18 protein-coding genes and 1 pseudogene are annotated in these 17,846 nt (G+C 42.6%); 9 read left to right on the top strand and 10 right to left on the bottom strand.

Features of this window, described 5'->3' with window-relative positions; genetic code table 11:
* The first annotated feature begins 133 nt into the window (after positions 1 to 133).
* The 3 genes from RM049_RS26500 (at position 134) to RM049_RS26490 (ending at position 3,595) form a co-directional block, all read left to right on the top strand.
* A complete protein-coding gene (locus tag RM049_RS26500) occupies positions 134 to 1,318 on the top strand; it encodes an AbrB family transcriptional regulator (protein WP_322706281.1) in 1,185 nt (394 codons plus the stop codon).
* A 204-nt stretch (positions 1,319 to 1,522) separates the two neighbouring features.
* Positions 1,523 to 2,338 (top strand): DUF1838 domain-containing protein, encoded by an 816-nt coding sequence (locus RM049_RS26495; RefSeq protein ID WP_322706280.1) that lies wholly within the window; start codon positions 1,523 to 1,525, stop codon positions 2,336 to 2,338.
* Positions 2,339 to 2,563: 225 nt separating this feature from the next.
* On the top strand, positions 2,564 to 3,595 hold the full coding sequence (locus RM049_RS26490; RefSeq protein ID WP_322706279.1) for a VOC family protein: 1,032 nt from the start codon (positions 2,564 to 2,566) through the stop codon (positions 3,593 to 3,595).
* Between the two features lie 141 nt (positions 3,596 to 3,736).
* Here RM049_RS26490 and RM049_RS26485 read toward each other — a convergent pair whose 3' ends face one another.
* The 3 genes from RM049_RS26485 to glsA form a co-directional block, all read right to left on the bottom strand.
* Positions 3,737 to 3,958, bottom strand: coding sequence for an FAD-dependent oxidoreductase (locus RM049_RS26485; protein WP_322706298.1), 222 nt, complete (start codon positions 3,956 to 3,958; stop codon positions 3,737 to 3,739).
* A gap of 256 nt (positions 3,959 to 4,214) precedes the next feature.
* Positions 4,215 to 4,532, bottom strand: a complete 318-nt coding sequence (locus RM049_RS26480; protein WP_322671468.1) for a hypothetical protein — start codon at positions 4,530 to 4,532, stop codon at positions 4,215 to 4,217.
* A 66-nt stretch (positions 4,533 to 4,598) separates the two neighbouring features.
* Positions 4,599 to 5,582: a glutaminase A gene (gene glsA, locus RM049_RS26475; protein WP_322706278.1), complete on the bottom strand. Its 984-nt coding sequence runs from the start codon at positions 5,580 to 5,582 to the stop codon at positions 4,599 to 4,601.
* 899 nt (positions 5,583 to 6,481) lie between these two features.
* On the opposite strand from glsA, the gene RM049_RS26470 reads away from it, so the two are divergent.
* Positions 6,482 to 7,585 (top strand): septal ring lytic transglycosylase RlpA family protein, encoded by a 1,104-nt coding sequence (locus RM049_RS26470; protein WP_322706277.1) that lies wholly within the window; start codon positions 6,482 to 6,484, stop codon positions 7,583 to 7,585.
* Positions 7,586 to 7,621: 36 nt separating this feature from the next.
* Here RM049_RS26470 and RM049_RS26465 read toward each other — a convergent pair whose 3' ends face one another.
* Positions 7,622 to 7,750: a hypothetical protein gene (locus RM049_RS26465; RefSeq protein WP_322706276.1), complete on the bottom strand. Its 129-nt coding sequence runs from the start codon at positions 7,748 to 7,750 to the stop codon at positions 7,622 to 7,624.
* A gap of 64 nt (positions 7,751 to 7,814) precedes the next feature.
* On the opposite strand from RM049_RS26465, the gene RM049_RS26460 reads away from it, so the two are divergent.
* From RM049_RS26460 to RM049_RS26440, 5 genes are all read left to right on the top strand, one after another.
* Entirely contained in the window at positions 7,815 to 9,422 is a 1,608-nt protein-coding gene (locus RM049_RS26460; protein ID WP_322706275.1) for a bifunctional pantoate--beta-alanine ligase/(d)CMP kinase, read from the top strand.
* 514 nt (positions 9,423 to 9,936) lie between these two features.
* Positions 9,937 to 10,539: a superoxide dismutase gene (locus RM049_RS26455; protein WP_322671464.1), complete on the top strand. Its 603-nt coding sequence runs from the start codon at positions 9,937 to 9,939 to the stop codon at positions 10,537 to 10,539.
* 303 nt (positions 10,540 to 10,842) lie between these two features.
* On the top strand, positions 10,843 to 11,049 hold the full coding sequence (locus tag RM049_RS26450; RefSeq protein WP_322706274.1) for a hypothetical protein: 207 nt from the start codon (positions 10,843 to 10,845) through the stop codon (positions 11,047 to 11,049).
* Positions 11,050 to 11,125: 76 nt separating this feature from the next.
* The gene (locus tag RM049_RS26445; protein ID WP_416212665.1) at positions 11,126 to 12,262 is read left to right on the top strand and encodes an AIR synthase related protein; all 1,137 of its coding nucleotides are present in this window, start codon (positions 11,126 to 11,128) and stop codon (positions 12,260 to 12,262) included.
* 482 nt (positions 12,263 to 12,744) lie between these two features.
* The gene (locus RM049_RS26440; RefSeq protein ID WP_322706272.1) at positions 12,745 to 13,431 is read left to right on the top strand and encodes a PHP domain-containing protein; all 687 of its coding nucleotides are present in this window, start codon (positions 12,745 to 12,747) and stop codon (positions 13,429 to 13,431) included.
* Between the two features lie 151 nt (positions 13,432 to 13,582).
* Here the strand turns inward: RM049_RS26440 and arsH are convergent.
* From arsH to RM049_RS26410, 6 genes and pseudogenes are all read right to left on the bottom strand, one after another.
* Positions 13,583 to 14,278, bottom strand: a pseudogene (gene arsH, locus RM049_RS26435) (arsenical resistance protein ArsH).
* A 49-nt stretch (positions 14,279 to 14,327) separates the two neighbouring features.
* Positions 14,328 to 14,738, bottom strand: coding sequence for an arsenate reductase, glutathione/glutaredoxin type (gene arsC / locus RM049_RS26430; RefSeq protein WP_322706271.1), 411 nt, complete (start codon positions 14,736 to 14,738; stop codon positions 14,328 to 14,330).
* A gap of 31 nt (positions 14,739 to 14,769) precedes the next feature.
* Entirely contained in the window at positions 14,770 to 15,834 is a 1,065-nt protein-coding gene (gene arsB / locus RM049_RS26425; protein ID WP_322706270.1) for an ACR3 family arsenite efflux transporter, read from the bottom strand.
* Positions 15,835 to 16,029: 195 nt separating this feature from the next.
* Positions 16,030 to 16,356, bottom strand: a complete 327-nt coding sequence (locus RM049_RS26420) for a metalloregulator ArsR/SmtB family transcription factor (RefSeq protein ID WP_322671458.1) — start codon at positions 16,354 to 16,356, stop codon at positions 16,030 to 16,032.
* Positions 16,357 to 16,437: 81 nt separating this feature from the next.
* Positions 16,438 to 17,142 carry a precorrin-2 C(20)-methyltransferase gene (locus RM049_RS26415; RefSeq protein WP_322671557.1) on the bottom strand — a complete coding sequence of 235 codons (705 nt, stop codon included), beginning with the start codon at positions 17,140 to 17,142 and terminating at the stop codon, positions 16,438 to 16,440.
* A gap of 2 nt (positions 17,143 to 17,144) precedes the next feature.
* A complete protein-coding gene (locus tag RM049_RS26410) occupies positions 17,145 to 17,771 on the bottom strand; it encodes a precorrin-8X methylmutase (protein WP_322706269.1) in 627 nt (208 codons plus the stop codon).
* Positions 17,772 to 17,846 lie beyond the last annotated feature (75 nt).

The following is a 17,846-nucleotide window of genomic DNA, read 5'->3' as shown; positions in this document are numbered from 1 at the left end:
AAATCCACTACTAAAACTAAAACCTTACACCTGTATCATTTTGCTTCTTTCTGGTAGTGTGTAGTATGCGATCGCATCCCAGAAGATCCACTTTTGCACCTATAGCTTAGACTTAAATAAAAGCTTAGTATCGATGAACCAAAGTCTAAGTGGTACTCCCAGCCTGGAAAAACACATTCATGAAAATCTTGTTGTTACCAAACAACAGCTATTTGGCAAGCAACTAATTGTCCTTGTCTTAGAAATGCTTCTGGCATTACCTCTGGGTTTACTCCTTGCAAAGTTCCAAATTGGCAGGATTGCCTGGATATTTGGCGGCATTGCGGCTGGTACAGTGGTTCTTCAAGGGTGTCGAATTTTTTATCAATATTCCCCCCAACCTAACCGCACTGCTAGAAAAGTGGGAATGGCACTTGTTGGCTTAACTGTTGGCGCTTCCAATGCCCACGCGAATCTAGCTAGTATTGCTTCTGGTATTCCTATATTTATTTTTCTTACCTTATTTCTGCTGCTAAGTGGAGGTTGTATCGGTTATATTTACTCCCGCGCCAGCAAAACCAACCTATTTACAGCAATGCTGGCTACAGTTCCTGGTGGTGTAGGAATTATGGCAGCGATCGCTGCCGATTACAATAAAAATGTTAGCTTGGTTGCCCTAGTACAGGCGATTCGCGTTACCTGTGTAGTTATTCTAATTCCCTTCATCGCTAGGACATCAGCTGGTAATGATTATCCGCAAACACTCCCAATCAAAGCTGCTTGGCTCAATCTCGATCCATCTCAACTAGAATTACTTTTGTTAGTACTGGTAATTACTGGATTAGTAGTTTATCCAGCTATATTATTTAAAATTCCCGCCGGCGATTTCTTTGGTGCATTGCTGATTGGTATCGGGTTTAATCCTTTGCTACATTGGCTGCCTTTTGTAGGTGATATTAGCTTTAGTCCGCCACCAATAATAAACTTATTGGGCCAAATGCTGTTGGGAATTACTATTGGTGAATATTGGGGAGACAAACCCAACTTTAGAAAGCGGACTGTCGCCTATGCCTTGATGTCTGTGGGGATGACTCTCGTAGCTGGAGCGATCGCTGCTATACTTGCGATGCAATTAACCTCTTGGGACTGGTTAACCTGTCTTTTAGTCACAGCGCCAGGAGGATCGGCAGAAATGATCTTAGTTTCCCTGGCATTGAATCATAATGTTGAAATTGTCACAACTGGTCATTTAGTACGACTAATTGCGATTAATAGTTCTCTACCGCTTTGGCTGTTTTTGTTTCGCCGTCTGGATAAGCAACTTTCTGAACCAGTTTAATTGATAAAGGCATTAGGAATGGGGCATGGAGTATGGGAAAGAGGACAAGGTCACTTAGAGAATTGGGGACAAGGGGAAAGACTTGTTGTAAGTTCTAAGCTTTTGTCACCTTGTCTCCCTTGCCCACTCCCAACTTTTAAAAATGCAACTTGAATGCTGATAGCTTATTCTTTTGTTGTTATTCAAATACTAAGGATGCTTTAAATGGTTGCCCAAATCCAAGAACTTGAAGCGCAGCATTGGGTTAAAACTCGTTCTTCCCTCGACCCTAGCGAATCCACTTTCCTGATTTGGAAAGGTAAAATTTACGCTTTTATCCCCGGTGAGAAAAGACAACTCCTGTTTAAGATGCTGGGATTAAGCGTTAGCCGATGTATTCCCACAGCAGAGGGTAGCTGGGATTTTACTTCTAGGGAACTAACTTACTACCTCAACCCAAAAACAGATGAGGTTTTATCCAAATGGGAAAACCCCTGGACAGGCGAGACAGTTCCGGTGATTCACGTTGCCAATAATCCTGTGCAGGGAAAGTTTGAAGGAAACTTCCCCGCACAGGTCGATGGTGACAGCACAACCTTCGTTTTTGATATATTTCCTTATTACCCCAATCCCTTAGCAGACGATCGCAAATTTGCTGAATACAGCCCAAATCCAATTTATCAGGCAGCGGAATTGTTTAAATTAACTGTGCCAACCGCAGATTTATTCAACCCAGCACTGAAATCTGTTTCTGAACTCAAATTGAGTTGGGATCGAATTGGTCAATGGCTTCCCTGGATGAAAATGGGCGATCGCCCCGGTCAGCTAATCTACAGTGCTGTTGGCAGCAAAGTCAATGGTTTAACAGAACTGCCCCCAGTGCTGCAAGACGAAATTAATAACCGTATTCCTCTATATAAGCAAGCCCCAAAAGCATTGACAGATGGCGAAGATATGACTTCCTGGTTGTACTTCCAAAAGCACTTTCAAGCTTACTTGGCTGGTGAAATCTTCCCGCTTCCTCAAGCAGAAGAATTTTGACATCCTCCCCTCTTGAGAAAAGTGCAGGGTGGTTTCATTTGATGGTAGAAAAATGTGTAAGCCCTAAATTTCCATTCAGTTGTGATTTAGTTTCCATAGTTAACCGACAAAGAAATAAGAGTATGGGATTTTTCTCTCGTTATATGAAATCACCCTGCTCCCCCTTGAGAGAATCTTTTAAAAGTCTATTTTGACCCAATCTAAAATCTAAAATCCCAAATTGGTATGACTCACGAACAACAAACTGCAATAGAAGGTATCTATGAAATCTGTATCGGCATCACAGAGCCAATTTCTGCAATTCAGTATTGGGAGCAATTTGGCTATCGCATTGGTCAAGTGGGTCAATTAACCGCAGATGTAGCCAATCAATTATATGGTGTGAATTCATCTTTACGCTCAATCCGCCTCTACCACCAAAATGCAGATCATGGTTTGATTCGGCTGATGGTTTGGCAAAACCCCACCCATCAAGGTTTAGGAACAGCGTCGATGAAAATTAAGGGAAATCGCTGGGCGGCAAGCTTAACAGCAGATGTGTTAAGTATCTTAAATCATATAGAAAATGCAAAAGCCGCAGGTTTGCCTATTAGGCACACTAACCCTTATTGGGAAGTCATCTACAACAAAGAGAGGAAAAGCCGTCCATTTATTGAGCCAGCAGTTGGTGTACGAGAAATGCTGCTACTGCAACCCTTAGCTCGCCAGCTTCTATTTCAACGGTTTGGCTATACACTACCGGATTACGGACAAGTTAACCACAATGCTGCTCTCAAGGCTAGTCAGTTTACCCATATGGGGATCATCGTTCAAGATGATAGCAAAGAAACCCTGAAGTTTTATGAAGAAGTTTTAGGTTTGCTGCGTGTGCGTGATGGTGTCGAAACTAGCTATGAATCTTCGCCAGCCGGTCGAGATATTTTTGACCTTAATCCTGGTGAAAAGTTTATTCTCACTACCTTTGATGATCCTCGTTCTTCTAAGTCTGACTTGATGGCTGTACGCAGTGGTAGGCTTTACATCATTCGATTCCCAGAAAATATTAATTTAGAATCGCGCTTTGAGGCAGCCCAACCAGGTAGCTTGGGTATGTCTTTATATACCTATCGGGTTAAGGGAATACAGGAGTATTACGATCGCATCAAGGCAAGTACTGTACAAAAAGTTACAGATATTATTAGTAATGAGTTTGGCGAGCCGAGTTTTTCCTTTGTTGCACCAGATGGCTACTTCTGGACTTTGCTAAAAGGTAATTAACTAGTGCAAGAGGAGTAGGGAGCAGGGCAGTAGGGAGAGAAGCCGCAAATCAATAGTACATTTATACTAAAATAAAGTTCTTTATCAATCACCAAGAATTTGATTTTCCTAAACTGCATCAGTATGAACCCTGTTCGGATCTCAAATAGGATTGCTATAGATGGGATTGGCGTTTAAACTAATCCCTCCGACTGCCGCGATCGGTTCGCTATTGAAATTAGAGAGTGCCTCCATACCTGATTGGACAATAACAATACCACATCCATCGGTACGCACTACAGGCGCTTTTTCAAACAAGTCAACTTGAAACCCTTCTTGAATAAGCAAACTGGCAAGATAAGCTCCTGATGTCCCTGCGCCGATAATACCTATCTTGCTGTTGGAAGAAACTATCTGTGACTCTCTTGATTTAATCTTGTTTAGATGATACTTGATTGAGATAATAGTAAGCCAAAAAGTAGTTTATAAAGGGCGATGCCTGTGGCGGGCTATGCTTACGCTAATAATCACCTGTGTTTAACTGAAATGAAAAGGCTCAAGTAGTTATTAGACTTATAACAAGCTCAATAATACATCCAGCTAAAAGCAAAATAAATTTCATATTTAATTAATATCTCATTTAAGCTGGCGGTTGTATCTTTTGAAGTTCTTTAATTGCTTCGATATGGGCTTGATTTACCTTCGTATGCTCCTCTACTGCTTCAGAATATACATCTGTTGAAGGATCTTCTATTAGTCTGTGCGCCAAATCTTGAAATTTCTGCGCGTGTTCGTGCATGGTTTTTCCATAGGCTTCGATACGTTCTTTTTGTTCGGGATCGATTTGGTCATCTGTTTCTAAACTCTTACCCAACTCTTGTATCTCTTTGCTATGCTCAATTGCTTTTTGAGCATGTTTTTGTGCTGTCTTTATAGTTTGCTTTGAAACTTCATGCATAATATTAATCCCGACTCTCGTCTTAAAAGAACTATAAAATAAAATTCCTCTACCCCTTTGCTTCTTTCAACCAAATTTCGCCTCTTGGCCTGAACAATCAAATAGATGTAAACCTAACCGTTGGGAAAGTTCTTCACACACCTTTACCCCCCGCACACTATTACCACGCACATCTAGCAGTGGTGAAAAAACTCCAATGCCCATCTTATTGGGCACAACGGCAATAATCCCACCAGAAATACCGCTTTTCGCCGGAATTCCAATTTTATAAGCCCACTCACCTGCAAAGTTGTACATCCCGCAGGTATACATCACACTCAGAATATCTTTAATATAACGCTTATCTACCGCCTGTTCTTTGTTAATCGGGTTAATACCTCTGTTAGCCAGAGTAGCCGCCATCACTGCTAAGTCTTGACAATTCACCATCACAGCACACTGCTGGAAATAGAGATCGAGCGCCTCTTCAATATTTCGGTCAATCATGCCAAAGTTGAGCATCAAATGTGCCATTGCACGGTTGCGATGTCCTGTACTGCGTTCTGAGGTGAAAACTGAAATGTCAACGAATACGTCGCGGCCAATATATCGGCGAAACATATCTAGCATCCGATTCAGGCGTTCGGTGGGGCCGGAACCTTTGATTAAGCTAGTGGTGGCGATCGCACCTGCATTTACCATTGGATTATAAGGTCGCTTCGATTGCTCATCCAAAACAATCGCGTTGAATGCATCTCCCGTCGGTTCAACGCCAACTCTAGTTAAAACATAATCCAGTCCATGATCTTCTAAGGCAAGTCCATAAGCAAACACCTTAGAAATTGACTGAATGGTAAAAAGTTGCTCGTAGTCCCCAACTTTATAAACCTGACCGTCTACTGTCACAATACAAATGCTGAACAAATCCGGGTTTGCCTTTGCCAGTTCGGGAATGTATTTCGCTACTGCACCCTCTTGCAGAGACTTGTACTGGGAATGTAACTCGTTGAGAACAGCTTTTAATGGCGATGCTTCTATTTCTATATCTCCTGGATGTGCTTGGTTTGTCATTAGGCTGATGGCATTTCCCAAAATACCTACTATATATAGAAGAGGTACAGCTGTACATGCCTACAGTTACAAAGATTTTGTCAAAAACAGCTTGCTCTAAAAAATCATACTTGAGCAATTACTGAAATTAAACAATACAGCATGTATTTTTTGTGACAAACAATATTTGTTGTTTAAGCGATCGCAAAGTTTTATTAATTTTTAAGTGATTAATCCTGAAAAATATTCCTTTGGGTATCGTCCTTTTTTTTATACTCAGCAATACGGTTACTTAAAGTTATATTTGTTACCGATATCAGTCTAGTTATGGAGAATAAAAGTAATGATTGATGTAAGTAGAAAAAACTTTGAAAAAAGATATCAGACTCCAACTAATTTGCATAATTTTTTAAGATGCAACTCAGATCGCGACTTATTCATAGTTAAATCTAAATATTTCCTTAAATAAATAATTTTAAGTATTTATGCCGATGCCATTTAATTAAAGTTATATTACCTTCTTATAGGAAATAGCCAAAAACAATGTGATCTAGAATACACGAGTAGTTGTGAGCCTTTAGAAGTGATGTGAATAGGGTATCGCTACTTTAGTGTGAAATAAGCGTAAAGTTTTTTTAAGAAATTTTTGACTTATACAAAAAAGCGTTACATAGCCAAAGTCCGCTTTTGAGAAAGGTTTCGGCCTTCAAATTGGAATGGGAATTTGAGAAAGTGGCCCATAGTTACGCTAAAACCCTGATCCCCAAGCTAAAAGGTTCGTGTTAGTCTGTTGCAGTTATAAAGAACAAAGTGAAAACGGAACGAGTTCGAGTTTTTCAAAAGGGAAATCACTTTCATTAGCGATCGATCCCGCAAGTTATAAAACTTTAAGTTCTACAGTCGCTTTCAAAAACGGACGCATGAATCAAAGACATTTGTGGACTATTGTTGCCCTGTTTATGGCTGTTTTGGGAGTACCCTCAGTCGGTTGCACTCAAACCACTAAAGGAAATGCGCTAGCATCCCAAAAATCACCCGCCCCTGATGTGGTTAAGGTGGGAGAGTTCCAATCAACAGCAGGGAAACAAACCTTGGATGCTGTGATTACAGAAATTCATCCTCACAACATCAAAGGACGTAAGGCGGCAACCCTTTTTATCAAAAATATACCTGTTCTCACCTTTTTGAGTTCTGTATCAAATACGAATCTTGAGACTAAAAAAGTTGGTGCAATTGGCAATACTGGGGGCGTACAAGGGTACGCCCTTATTGCTAGCAATTCATCAAATGCATTGAATACTGGGAACGTAACAGATGCGAGTAACCAGATTAGCTCCACTGACAATGACCCGGTTCAGATAGCTGGTGTAATAGCAGCTAAGATCAACCAGTTGAATCGGGAAAACGTGGACGGGAGTAAGATTACCGTCAGTTGGAAAGCAGGGGAAAAATCTACTGCCAATCAAGCGCAAAACAAAAGCGTCCCCCTCCAACAAGATGGCGATCGCTATGTAATTAAAATTAATGGCGAAGAGTTGGTCGAAATCAGCGAAGGTACGCGATTAGCAGGTAGTACCAACGATCTAGCGCAAGATGCATTGCAAGCAACCAATCGCTTGCGGAGACTACTAGGCAATGCATCTCCCCTAAAAGAGATTGCAAATTTACCAGTCCGTCAACAAATATCAATACCAAAGCTGCCTCAACAGATTGCCGTCGGAGTAGTGCGAGCCACCCTGAGAGGAATGGCTTCTTATTACGGCTATGATGGTTCTGGTAATCGCACTGCTAGCGGTCAGAGATTTAATCCAGAAGCAATGACTGCCGCTCATCGCAGTTTACCCTTTGGTACGCAAGTTCGTGTAACTAACACTCGCAACGGTCGTTCCGTAGTGCTGCGGATTAATGACCGAGGCCCATTCATTCGGGGTCGAGTCATTGACGTGTCTGCCGGCGCGGCTCGAATTTTGGGAATGATGGGCAGTGGCGTAGCACCAGTGCATATTGAGGTATTGGGGAAATAATCTAGGGACTGGGGACTGGGGATTAGGGGCTGGGGATTAGGAAAAAGTATTTTCAATCCCCAATACCCAATGCCCAATACCCAATGCCCAATGCCCAATGCCCAATGCCCAATCCCCAATCCCCAATCCCAGTTCCGTATCACTTAATTCCCCTAGTTCAATCAACTCTTCCCTCTATTTCGGATATAAACTAACGGGGGAGGGATCGATAAGAACTAGGGGTATTTTTGTGCGCCTGCTGACAACAGTCGCAGCTTTACGCTGCTATTTAACTAAACGCTGCTCAGAAAACAAGCTAATTGCGGTTACTGAGGATCTGAGACTAGATGAGATGACTGGCTGGTATCAGACGGCAGTCGGTCTGGTGCCAACGATGGGAAATTTGCATCAAGGTCATTTAAGCTTAATCCAACGGGCGCGGCACGAAAATTCTACGGTGATTGTGAGTATTTTCGTCAATCCCCTGCAATTTGCTCCTAACGAGGATTATCAACGCTATCCCCGCACTTTAGAGCAAGACCAACAACTTTGCGAACAAGCTGGGGTAGATGCCATTTTTGCACCGAGTCCTGAAGAGATGGCTGTTCCTCAGAAGAGTATACAAGAATCAAAGGTTACACAAGTTATCCCCCCATCTGCTATGATAACAGGCTTGTGTGGTCGTTCTCGGCAAGGTCATTTTCAGGGTGTCGCTACGATTGTTACCAAACTTTTCAATTTGGTACAGCCTGACCGTGCCTACTTTGGTGAAAAGGATGGTCAGCAACTAGCAATTATTAAACGCTTAGTAGCTGACTTAAATTTGCCAGTAGAAATTGTTGCTTGTCCAACAGTACGGGAAGCGTCGGGTCTGGCCTTCAGTTCTCGCAATCAATATTTGACTGCAACGGCAAAAGAGCAAGCGGCGGTGTTATATCGGGGTTTGCGACGAGCTGAAGCCGCATTCATTGCAGGCGATCGCAATAGCAACAAGTTGATAGCAGTGGTACAGCAAGAAGTGGCAATGGTCAGCACGGTCTGTGTGGAATATATTGAATTGGTTGAACCGACTACGTTGATGTCTTTAGTAAAAGTTGAGGAGGAAGGAATGTTGGCGATCGCAGCTCGTCTTGGTGCTACACGTTTGATTGACAATCTCATATTGCGCGATCGTCAACCCATTATCGCCATTGATGGCCCAGCCGGCGCTGGAAAATCCACAGTGGCGCGGCAAGTGGCAGCAAACCTGAATTTAGTTTATTTAGATACAGGAGCGATGTACCGTGCTGTCACTTGGTTAGTACTGCAAAAGAAAATTGCTATTGACGATGAGTGTGCGATCGCCGAATTAACTAACCAGTGTAAAATTGAACTTACTCCCACCCAGGATTTACAATCGTCTGTGCAGGTTTGGATTGACGGTACTGATGTTACCCAAGTGATTCGCACGATTGAGGTAACATCAAAAGTATCTGCGATCGCGGCACAAAGCGCAGTCCGTCAAGCACTGGTTAAACAACAACAAAAGTGGGGCAAAAAAGGTGGTTTAGTTGCTGAAGGTCGAGATATCGGTACTCACGTATTTCCCGATGCCGAAGTTAAAATCTTCTTAACCGCTTCTGTAAGCGAACGCGCCCGTCGCCGCCAGCAAGACTTTAACACCCAAGGTCAACCTGAAGTGAGTTTAGAGCAGTTGGAACACGACATCGCCGAACGTGACTGGAAAGATAGTACACGCAAGGTTTCTCCTTTGCAGAAAGCAGCAGATGCGATCGAACTTCAAACTGATGGTTTGGATGTGTCTGAAGTCACGGCACAAATCGTTAACTATTACCAACAGCATTTATCTCAGTGTTAATTACTACTATTTGCTGTTAGTTTTTTAGTTTCAAAGGGTGGTGAGTGATTATTCACTTACCATCTTTAAAACTGTATTTAAAAATAAAATAGATGTAAGTTAACTATTGGCTATTTTAATTTGAAAATTAATACTTATAGTCAAGTGTAAACAATTATTAATTTAATCTACATTTTTTTAAAAATAAATCATCTCGCTTTCGACTGATTTTTCAAATCGTAATTAATCTTACTAAAGATAGAAGTATTAAAGTTTTAATTGCTAAATGCTATTTAGTTATTAGCCTTTAGTTATAAAACATTAGTCATTTTTATTTATAGTCAGGAATTGCTAGCGATTTGACTTATCAACAAAGTACTTTGTTTCCGTCTTCAGTTTGGTAGTAGAATGACGATGTTAAGTTTTATGTTTCACTAATCAAAGGCATAAAACCTCTAAAAATAAAAGCTATTAATTTCCCAAACTTCTGCAATAGCTTACAAACTAGAAACCGCTAAAGAGAGGATTTGACACAATGGCATTTGTACAGCCCCCACTACCCTTTGAAAAAGATGCTCTAGAGCCTTTTGGTATGAAAGCTGAAACTTTCGAGTATCACTATGGCAAGCATCACAAAGCTTATGTAGACAACCTCAACAAGCTCACTGAAGGTACAGAACTTGCTGATAAGTCCCTGGAAGAAGTGATTAAAACTTCTTTCCAAGACTCCTCTAAAGTGGGAATCTTCAACAACGCTGCCCAAGTTTGGAACCACACCTTCTTCTGGAATTCTTTGAAACCACAAGGTGGTGGCACACCCACAGGTGAACTCGCAGCCAAAATCGATAAAGATTTTGGTAGCTTTGACAAATTCAAGGAAGAGTTCTCTAACGCGGCTGCAACTCAATTCGGCAGTGGGTGGTCTTGGCTGATCGATGATGGTGGTACGCTAAAGGTGATCAAAACACCAAATGCAGAAAATCCCCTAGCTCATGGTAAGAAGGCACTCTTAACCTTGGATGTTTGGGAACACGCCTACTACATTGACTATAAAAACGCCCGTCCAGCGTTCATCAAGAATTTCCTAGAAAACTTGGTCAACTGGGACTTCGCTGCTGAAAACTTGGCTAAAGCTTAATTACTTGCCAGTTTTGAACTGGCTGCGATGTCTTTTAGTCAGCTAATTTGCGGCTACGTAGTTTGTGCCAGATATCTAAAGTAGAAATAATTCACTTAACACCTTTGTCAGCAGTCACGACAGTAGTCAGTCAAGTTTAAATTGATGGGTAAGTGAGTTCGTAGTCAGGACTTTAATCCTTATTTTCTAAGCACTAAAGTCCTGACTACAAACCCTGAAAACTAGCTTGACATTGTACTAATATCGTGACTCTTTTTGGTTAGGCGTTAAGGGGGATGGTGGAGAAATCAAAATATAAAATATATGGATAGCAAAGAACTAGCGCAATACATCGAAGCAACGAATAGCATCTCTAAACCTTGGGTATTGGTACAACTGCGTCTCAAAAAATTGCAAGAGCGTCGAGCCACTCTGACAAACGATGTTTATACCAAAGAATTAGAAGATATTTATCAAGACTTGATGAAATTGGGTGAATGGTGGCACGGTATTGAAGATGAGGTATTTTAAAGTGAGGAGTTATGAGTTATGAGTTTTCCTAACTTTTAACTCCTAACTCATAACTTCTAACTTAAAACACAACCTGATGGCTCAAGCTCTCGATCAAGTCGATTACGATACTCTCGATGCTGCAAAACGACGCTTCATCGATGCCGCAAAACGCACACTTGGCTTTGCAAGCGCTTATGGCATCGTCCCCGCGTCAGGTCTGGGAGCAAGTGCTAATGCTTTCAGCTTCAACCTCGCTCCGTTTGTACAGGCGGGGGCTAGAGAACTTTCGATGACACTTGTGCCGGAAGGACTAGGCACCGCAGACGATACCCGCCCTGACGATCTTTCCGAAGAAGAACTTCGACGATTCTGGTGGAATATTGGGATTAAGATCGTCTCGTGTCTGACGAACGATGCCGCAACTTCAGGTATGCAGACTATACTTCTCGGTCTTTATCTGCCTTCGAGTACTCCTGAAACAATTTTTACCCCCGCTTTCCTTGATGGATTTCTTGATGGAGTAGTTGAGGGGTGCAAACGAGTCGGGTGTGTGTATCTCTCAGGGGAAACTCCTCAACTAAAAACCAAGATGATTCCAGGGCGGCTCGACATCGCTGGCTCGGTTTTTGGGGTTATGCCGGCTGGTGTCGCTCCTATTGATAGCTCGCGTCTGGATGCCGGAAATACCATTGTTTTGGTGGAAAGTTCGGGCCCCCATGAGAACGGTTTTACCCCACTGCGAAAGCTTGCTGAGTCGCTTCCTGATGGCTACAGAACAAAACTTCCGAGTGGGCAAGAGTTCTGGGAAGCGATGAATGCTGCTTCGTATCTTTACACGCCCCTTGTACAGGCGGTGCTGCGCGAAGGAATTCGTCCCACAGCGATGGAGAATATTACTGGTCATGGTTGGCAAAAGCTGATGCGGTCGGTGAAGCCGCTTCGGTACGTTATCGAAACAATGCTCCCAGTACCAGAGATATTTACATTTGTTGAGAGTCATCTTGAGGGCGGGGCCGAGACGATGCTTTCGGTGTTCAATTACGGTGCAGGATTTGCATTCTATACAGAGTCAGAGCAAGATGCAGAGAGAATTGTCCTACTTGCAAGAGAACATCAACTTTCGGCTGCGATCGCTGGGAGAGTTGAAGCGTCTTTTTCCCGCGAGGTAGTGATAGAACCCCTTGGAGTCACCTTGAAGGGAGATTCTTTTGGAATTGCGCGAGGGGTATAATGCAACCCAAATGTAGGCATAGCCCGTCGTAGACATCGTTAGTTTTCTCAAAGCTATTTTAGACTCATTTATATGATGCCTGCGGCGGGCTACGCCTACGCTAAAGTCATTATGGGTTAGAAAAAAGCTGTAATTACTGAGACAAATAATGTTTTTTACACACGAAATCAATTTGCATTTCAGGCTTATTAGAAATAATTACCCTACTAAACCTTTCTTTTCTAGGTCATTTAGCACAGATGCTATAGGTGCATTTATGAAAAACTGGATGTAATATTTACTACTACCTAATAATAAAGTAGTGCGAATCACCCATGACTGCTGAGATTAAGATTTGCTAACGTAGTCTTAACATATTGAAAAATTTGCTGAGAAAGCTGAGAAAGTAGCAGCCGATACTAATTTTTAGTGTAGGTTCTTTCTCATCCAAAGATGTGGCATTTTGGTGTGTTAAGGATAAATATTTTTCTTCAGAGGGGGTTATGGCTGTAAATTTGACCCGTACTACAACTTCGGCAGAACTTTTAAAGCAAGTATTCCGTAACATTGATGCACATAGTTGTCCAAGGTTATTCAACTTTCACATGCACACTGTCTACTCGGATGGTAGATTGCAGCCTAGTGCATTGATGGAGCAGGCGATCGCTATTGGGTTAAAAGGGTTAGCCATCACCGATCATCATGGTATTGTCGGCTATCAAGCCGCCCTTGCTTGGTTAGAAGATTGGAAGTGGAATAATCCTCATGCAACCACTCCTCACCTGTGGAGTGGCGTGGAAATTAATGCCAACCTTTTGAATATAGAAGTTCACATTTTGGCTTACGCTTTTGCCACAGAACATCCTAGTATGAAACCCTATCTGCAAAGAAGGCCGACTACAGGGCAAGAATATCAGGCAAGTAACGTGATTGCCGCTATTCATGAAGCTGGGGGATTGGCAGTTCTGGCTCATCCAGCTCGTTACAAGCGATCGCATTTCGACTTAATTCCAGCTGCGGCAGAAAAGGGCATCGATGGTGTGGAAACTTTCTACGCCTACAATAACCCTAACCCTTGGAAACCCAGCACCTTGGAATCAGAACAAGTGCAAAAGTTGGCTGATGAATACTTTCTTTTCAATACTTGTGGTACAGATAGCCACGGTTTGAGTCTGCTACAACGCTTGTAAAGATGAATCATTTTTTTTCAATCTCCTGGTTCAATCTGCCAGGAGGTTATCTTTTTTTGGATGCTCAATAGTCAATTTGTTTTAAAGTTATGGCAAGGGACTGGGGACTGGGGACTGGGGACTGGGGACTGGGTGAAAAGCCTTTTTGTGTCTAAGTTTTATCGTCTGTTGATGTCCTAACCTTTTTGGCTGTTGCTATAATTTCAAGAGATTGAGAAGCTATCTTGATTGTCTCTTTGGCAGCTTTTTCCTTACGTTCGCTATAGCGGTTTGTGAGATAATCAACTTTGTCACGCAATAGCAAGGTAAATTTGTAAAGTTCTTCCATCACATCGACAACGCGATCGCGGTAGGGCGAATCTTTCATAGTGCCGTCTTCGTTAAACTCCTGATATGCTTTAGCGACTGACGATTGATTGGGGATCGCGAACATCCGCATCCAGCGTCCAAGAATTCTTAATGTGTTGACAGCGTTAAAAGACTGAGATCCTCCACTCACTTGCATCACAGCCAAAGTTCTTCCTTGAGTCGGGCGAACGGCTCCAATACTGAGCGGAATCCAATCAATTTGATTTTTCATAATGCCAGAAATCTGACCGTGCAACTCTGGGCTAGACCAAACTTGCCCTTCTGATCACAAGCTTAATTGACGCAACTCCTGCACCTTTGGGTGGGTGTCAAGTACGCTACCGTAAATCGGCAGTTCACGGGGATCGAAAAACTTCACCTCTGCTCCAAATTCTTCAATGATGCGTGCGGCTTCCTCTGCCAAAAGGCGGCTATAGGAACGCTCGCGCAGGGAGCCATACAAAAATAAAATTCTGGGGGGATGGTCAAATGTCGTCATGATAATTGGTTAGGGATTTCCAAGAAATAAAGCATCCTTGTAATGCTTATCAAGCAGGTGTAATTTCTTGATTTACAGACTCAATTAATTGAGTGACCCGTTCTTTGATTTCATCGCGGACTCTCGGAAAAATTTCTGGTTGTTCTGCTGGATCGTCTAACTGCCAATCTTCAAATACTTCTCGCACAACCCACTCAGGCGGTAAATTTACGCCACAGCCACACAAAGAAATCACGATATCAAAGTCTTGTGCTTGGAAATCACTCAGGGGTTTGGAGTGTTGATCGGTAATGTCGATACCAATTTCTTTCATGGTTGCGATCGCTTCTGGTCTAACCTGACTTGCTTCTAACCCAGAGCTAATCACTTCAATTTTTCCTTTACCAAGAGTTTTAGCAAAGCCTTCCGCCATTTGGGAACGGGCAGAATTCTTTTTGCAGACAAACATCACACGTTTCATGGTTCAAATCCTCCGAATAATTTGACTAAATTTAAAAGATTCTCGATTCAGATGGCGAAAAATAACGTTTTTCAAACCAGAAAGCCACATTAACCAGACCAATCAATACAGGCACTTCCACCAGAGGCCCGACAACGGCGGCAAAAGCAACACCCGAATTAATGCCAAATACTGCGATCGCCACTGCGATTGCAAGTTCAAAATTATTTCCTGCCGATGTAAAGGCGACGCTTGCGGCTCTAGAATAGTCTGTTTTAACGCGCCAAGCCATGTAAAAGCTGACCAAAAACATGATGATGAAGTAGACGATCGACGGAATTGCAATCTTCACCACATCGAAGGGGATTTGAACAATCAAATTTCCTTTCAAGCTGAACATAACGACGATTGTAAATAACAAAGCAATCAGTGTGATGGGGCTGATTTTAGGCACAAATTCCTCGTGATACCACTGTTTACTTTTCACTTTTACTAAGAAGTAACGAGTGAAAAATCCAGCTAAAAAGGGAATACCAAGATAGATAAACACACTTTTGGCAATCTCAGCAATGCTGACATTAACAACACTGCCTTGTAAACCAAACAGTGGCGGCAGTACAGTAATGAAAAACCAGGCATAAGGACTATAAAAGATGACTTGAAAGATGCTATTAAAGGCAACCAAGCCAGCCGTATATTCTGTATTGCCTCGTGCCAAGTCACTCCACACAACTACCATTGCAATACACCGGGCTAATCCAATCAGAATCAATCCTGTCATGTATTCTGGGTAATTATGTAAGAAAATAGCTGCCAGAGCAAACATCAAAATTGGCCCAACGATCCAATTTTGAATTAGTGAAACACCAAGAATTTTTCCGTTGCGAAATACATCCCCTAATTCTTCATACCGCACCTTGGCTAAGGGCGGATACATCATCATAATTAACCCGATGGCGATCGCTATATTGGTTGCTCCCACCTGGAACTGATTGATAAAGGCTTCTACTCCAGGAAAGAAATAGCCTAGACCAACACCGATCGCCATTGCTAAAAAAATCCACAAGGTTAGGAAACGGTCAATAAAAGAGAGGCGTTTTGAAGTATTTTTGTTCATTACAATTAACCCCATACATGAATGCAGGAGCTTCGAGCAGGAATTTCAGATTATTCAATCCAACATCCAAAATTGAAAATCTAAAATTCGTGAGTTATATCAAGAGTATATCTCCATCATTTCAAAAAAAATTGATTTATCAATGCCCATAAAACTAAAATTAAACGAAATATTACAAAAAAAATTGATGAATATTTAAGGATCGCAGGGGGGACGAATAGGTAATATGGGGCTAAAGCGGCGGAATTCTGCTAAATACTGCTCTAAGACAGCAAACTGCGGTAGATTGAGGCTGTAGTAAATCCAGCGCCCTTCTTGACGAGCGCGAACTAAACCCGCTTCTTTCAGGGTTTTGAGGTGAAAAGACAGTTTAGATTGAGTAGTTCCCAGGTGTTCACACAGGTCACAGACGCATAGTTCTTGAGAGCGCAGCAGTTCTAATACCTTAATCCGTAGGGGGTCAGACAGGGCATGAAAGCCAGCAGCGATCGTATCAGGAGTGAAGGTGCTATTAGAAGCCATCAACTTTTATTGAAGTATTTCTTTATGGTCAAGTCTTAATCATCAGTTAAAGAATACCTTAACTAAAAAGGAAAGATCAGTCTATAGTCGATTTTTGGTGGGAATTACAATCATTGAGAAATAGGGTACCTCGGCTGGATCGACTTCATCTAGGGGGATGATACGTTGCTGTGATGTTGATGCCCGCTCAATATATCTTGCTCGTGACGCTAGCCCTAATTTATGCAGGATATCTCGTACTTTGGTAAAGTGACGACCTAGCTTCATAATTGCGGCGGCATCAGTCATCAGCAGATGTGTAGTCAGTTCTTCTGCTGGCAACGGGGCGGGTAAGACTGTGAGAATATCATTGTAGTAGGTGAAAGGTACACCCAAGGCTACCGGACAAGTCATCAGCGAGGAAACTCCGGGGACAACTTCTGTTTCGTATTGGTCGCATAACCGCGTGAACAGGTACATAAATGAACCATAGAAAAATGGATCGCCCTCGCACAGTACCACGACATCTCGACCTGCTGCTAGATGCTCGGCAATTGGTTCAATTTCCTGGTCATAAATAGATTTTGCCTTTTCTGGTTCCAAAGCGCGGGGGAGGTGAAATAGTACCTCGATTTGATTGCCAGGAAGATACTGCGCCACGATCGCTCTAGCGATACTTTCTTTATCTGTGGCTGATTGATAAGCTACTACAGGAGCCGCACGTAATAACCGCAGCGCTTTGAGGGTCAATAGTTCGGGATCGCCCGGGCCGACACCAATTCCATAAAGACGACCTTTAGGTTGCATATTCATTCTTCCTCCGTTGCCAGGGCGTTAACTGCTGCTGCCGCGATCGCACTTCCACCGCGCCGACCGTGTAAGGTTAAAAATGGTACATTTCTGCTATCTGCTGCCAGTGCGGCTTTTGATTCGGCTGCACCGACAAACCCCACTGGAAAGCCCAAGATAATTGCAGGTTTAGTAGCTCCTTCATCGAGTATTTCTAACAGTCGGAACAGGGCTGTGGGCGCATTCCCAATTGCAATTACTGAGCCTTCCAGGTGCGATCGCCATAATTCTATAGCTGCGGCCGACCTTGTAGTACCCATACGCTGGGCAAGTTCTGGCACTTCTGGCTCGTTGAGGGTACAGATAACTTGATTGTTTGCAGACAACCGCCGTCTGGTAACGCCATCGGCAACCATTCGGCAATCGCACAGTATTGGCGCTCCTGCTGCCAGTGCTGCCCTTGCGGATTGCACTGCTGTTGGTGAATATCCCAACTCAGTGACAATATCCGTCATTCCACAGGCATGAATTAGACGCACAGCAACTTTTGCTACATCTGGTGGCAGCACATCTAGGTTCGCTTCTGACCGAATGATTGCGAAGGAATTACGGTAAATTTCGTTGGCATCTCGGATATAGTCGGGCATTCAATTTGGGATTTTAGATTTTAAATTTTGGATTGATTTGTTAGTTAGTATAGATACTTCTTTTTTAATAGAAGA

Origin of the sequence: Nostoc sp. DedQUE04, from assembly GCF_034530995.1 — a bacterium.
In the GTDB taxonomy this organism is placed as follows: domain Bacteria; phylum Cyanobacteriota; class Cyanobacteriia; order Cyanobacteriales; family Nostocaceae; genus Nostoc.
Note: the sequence above shows the minus strand (reverse complement) of the source record. Positions and strands in the feature narration are given on the sequence as shown.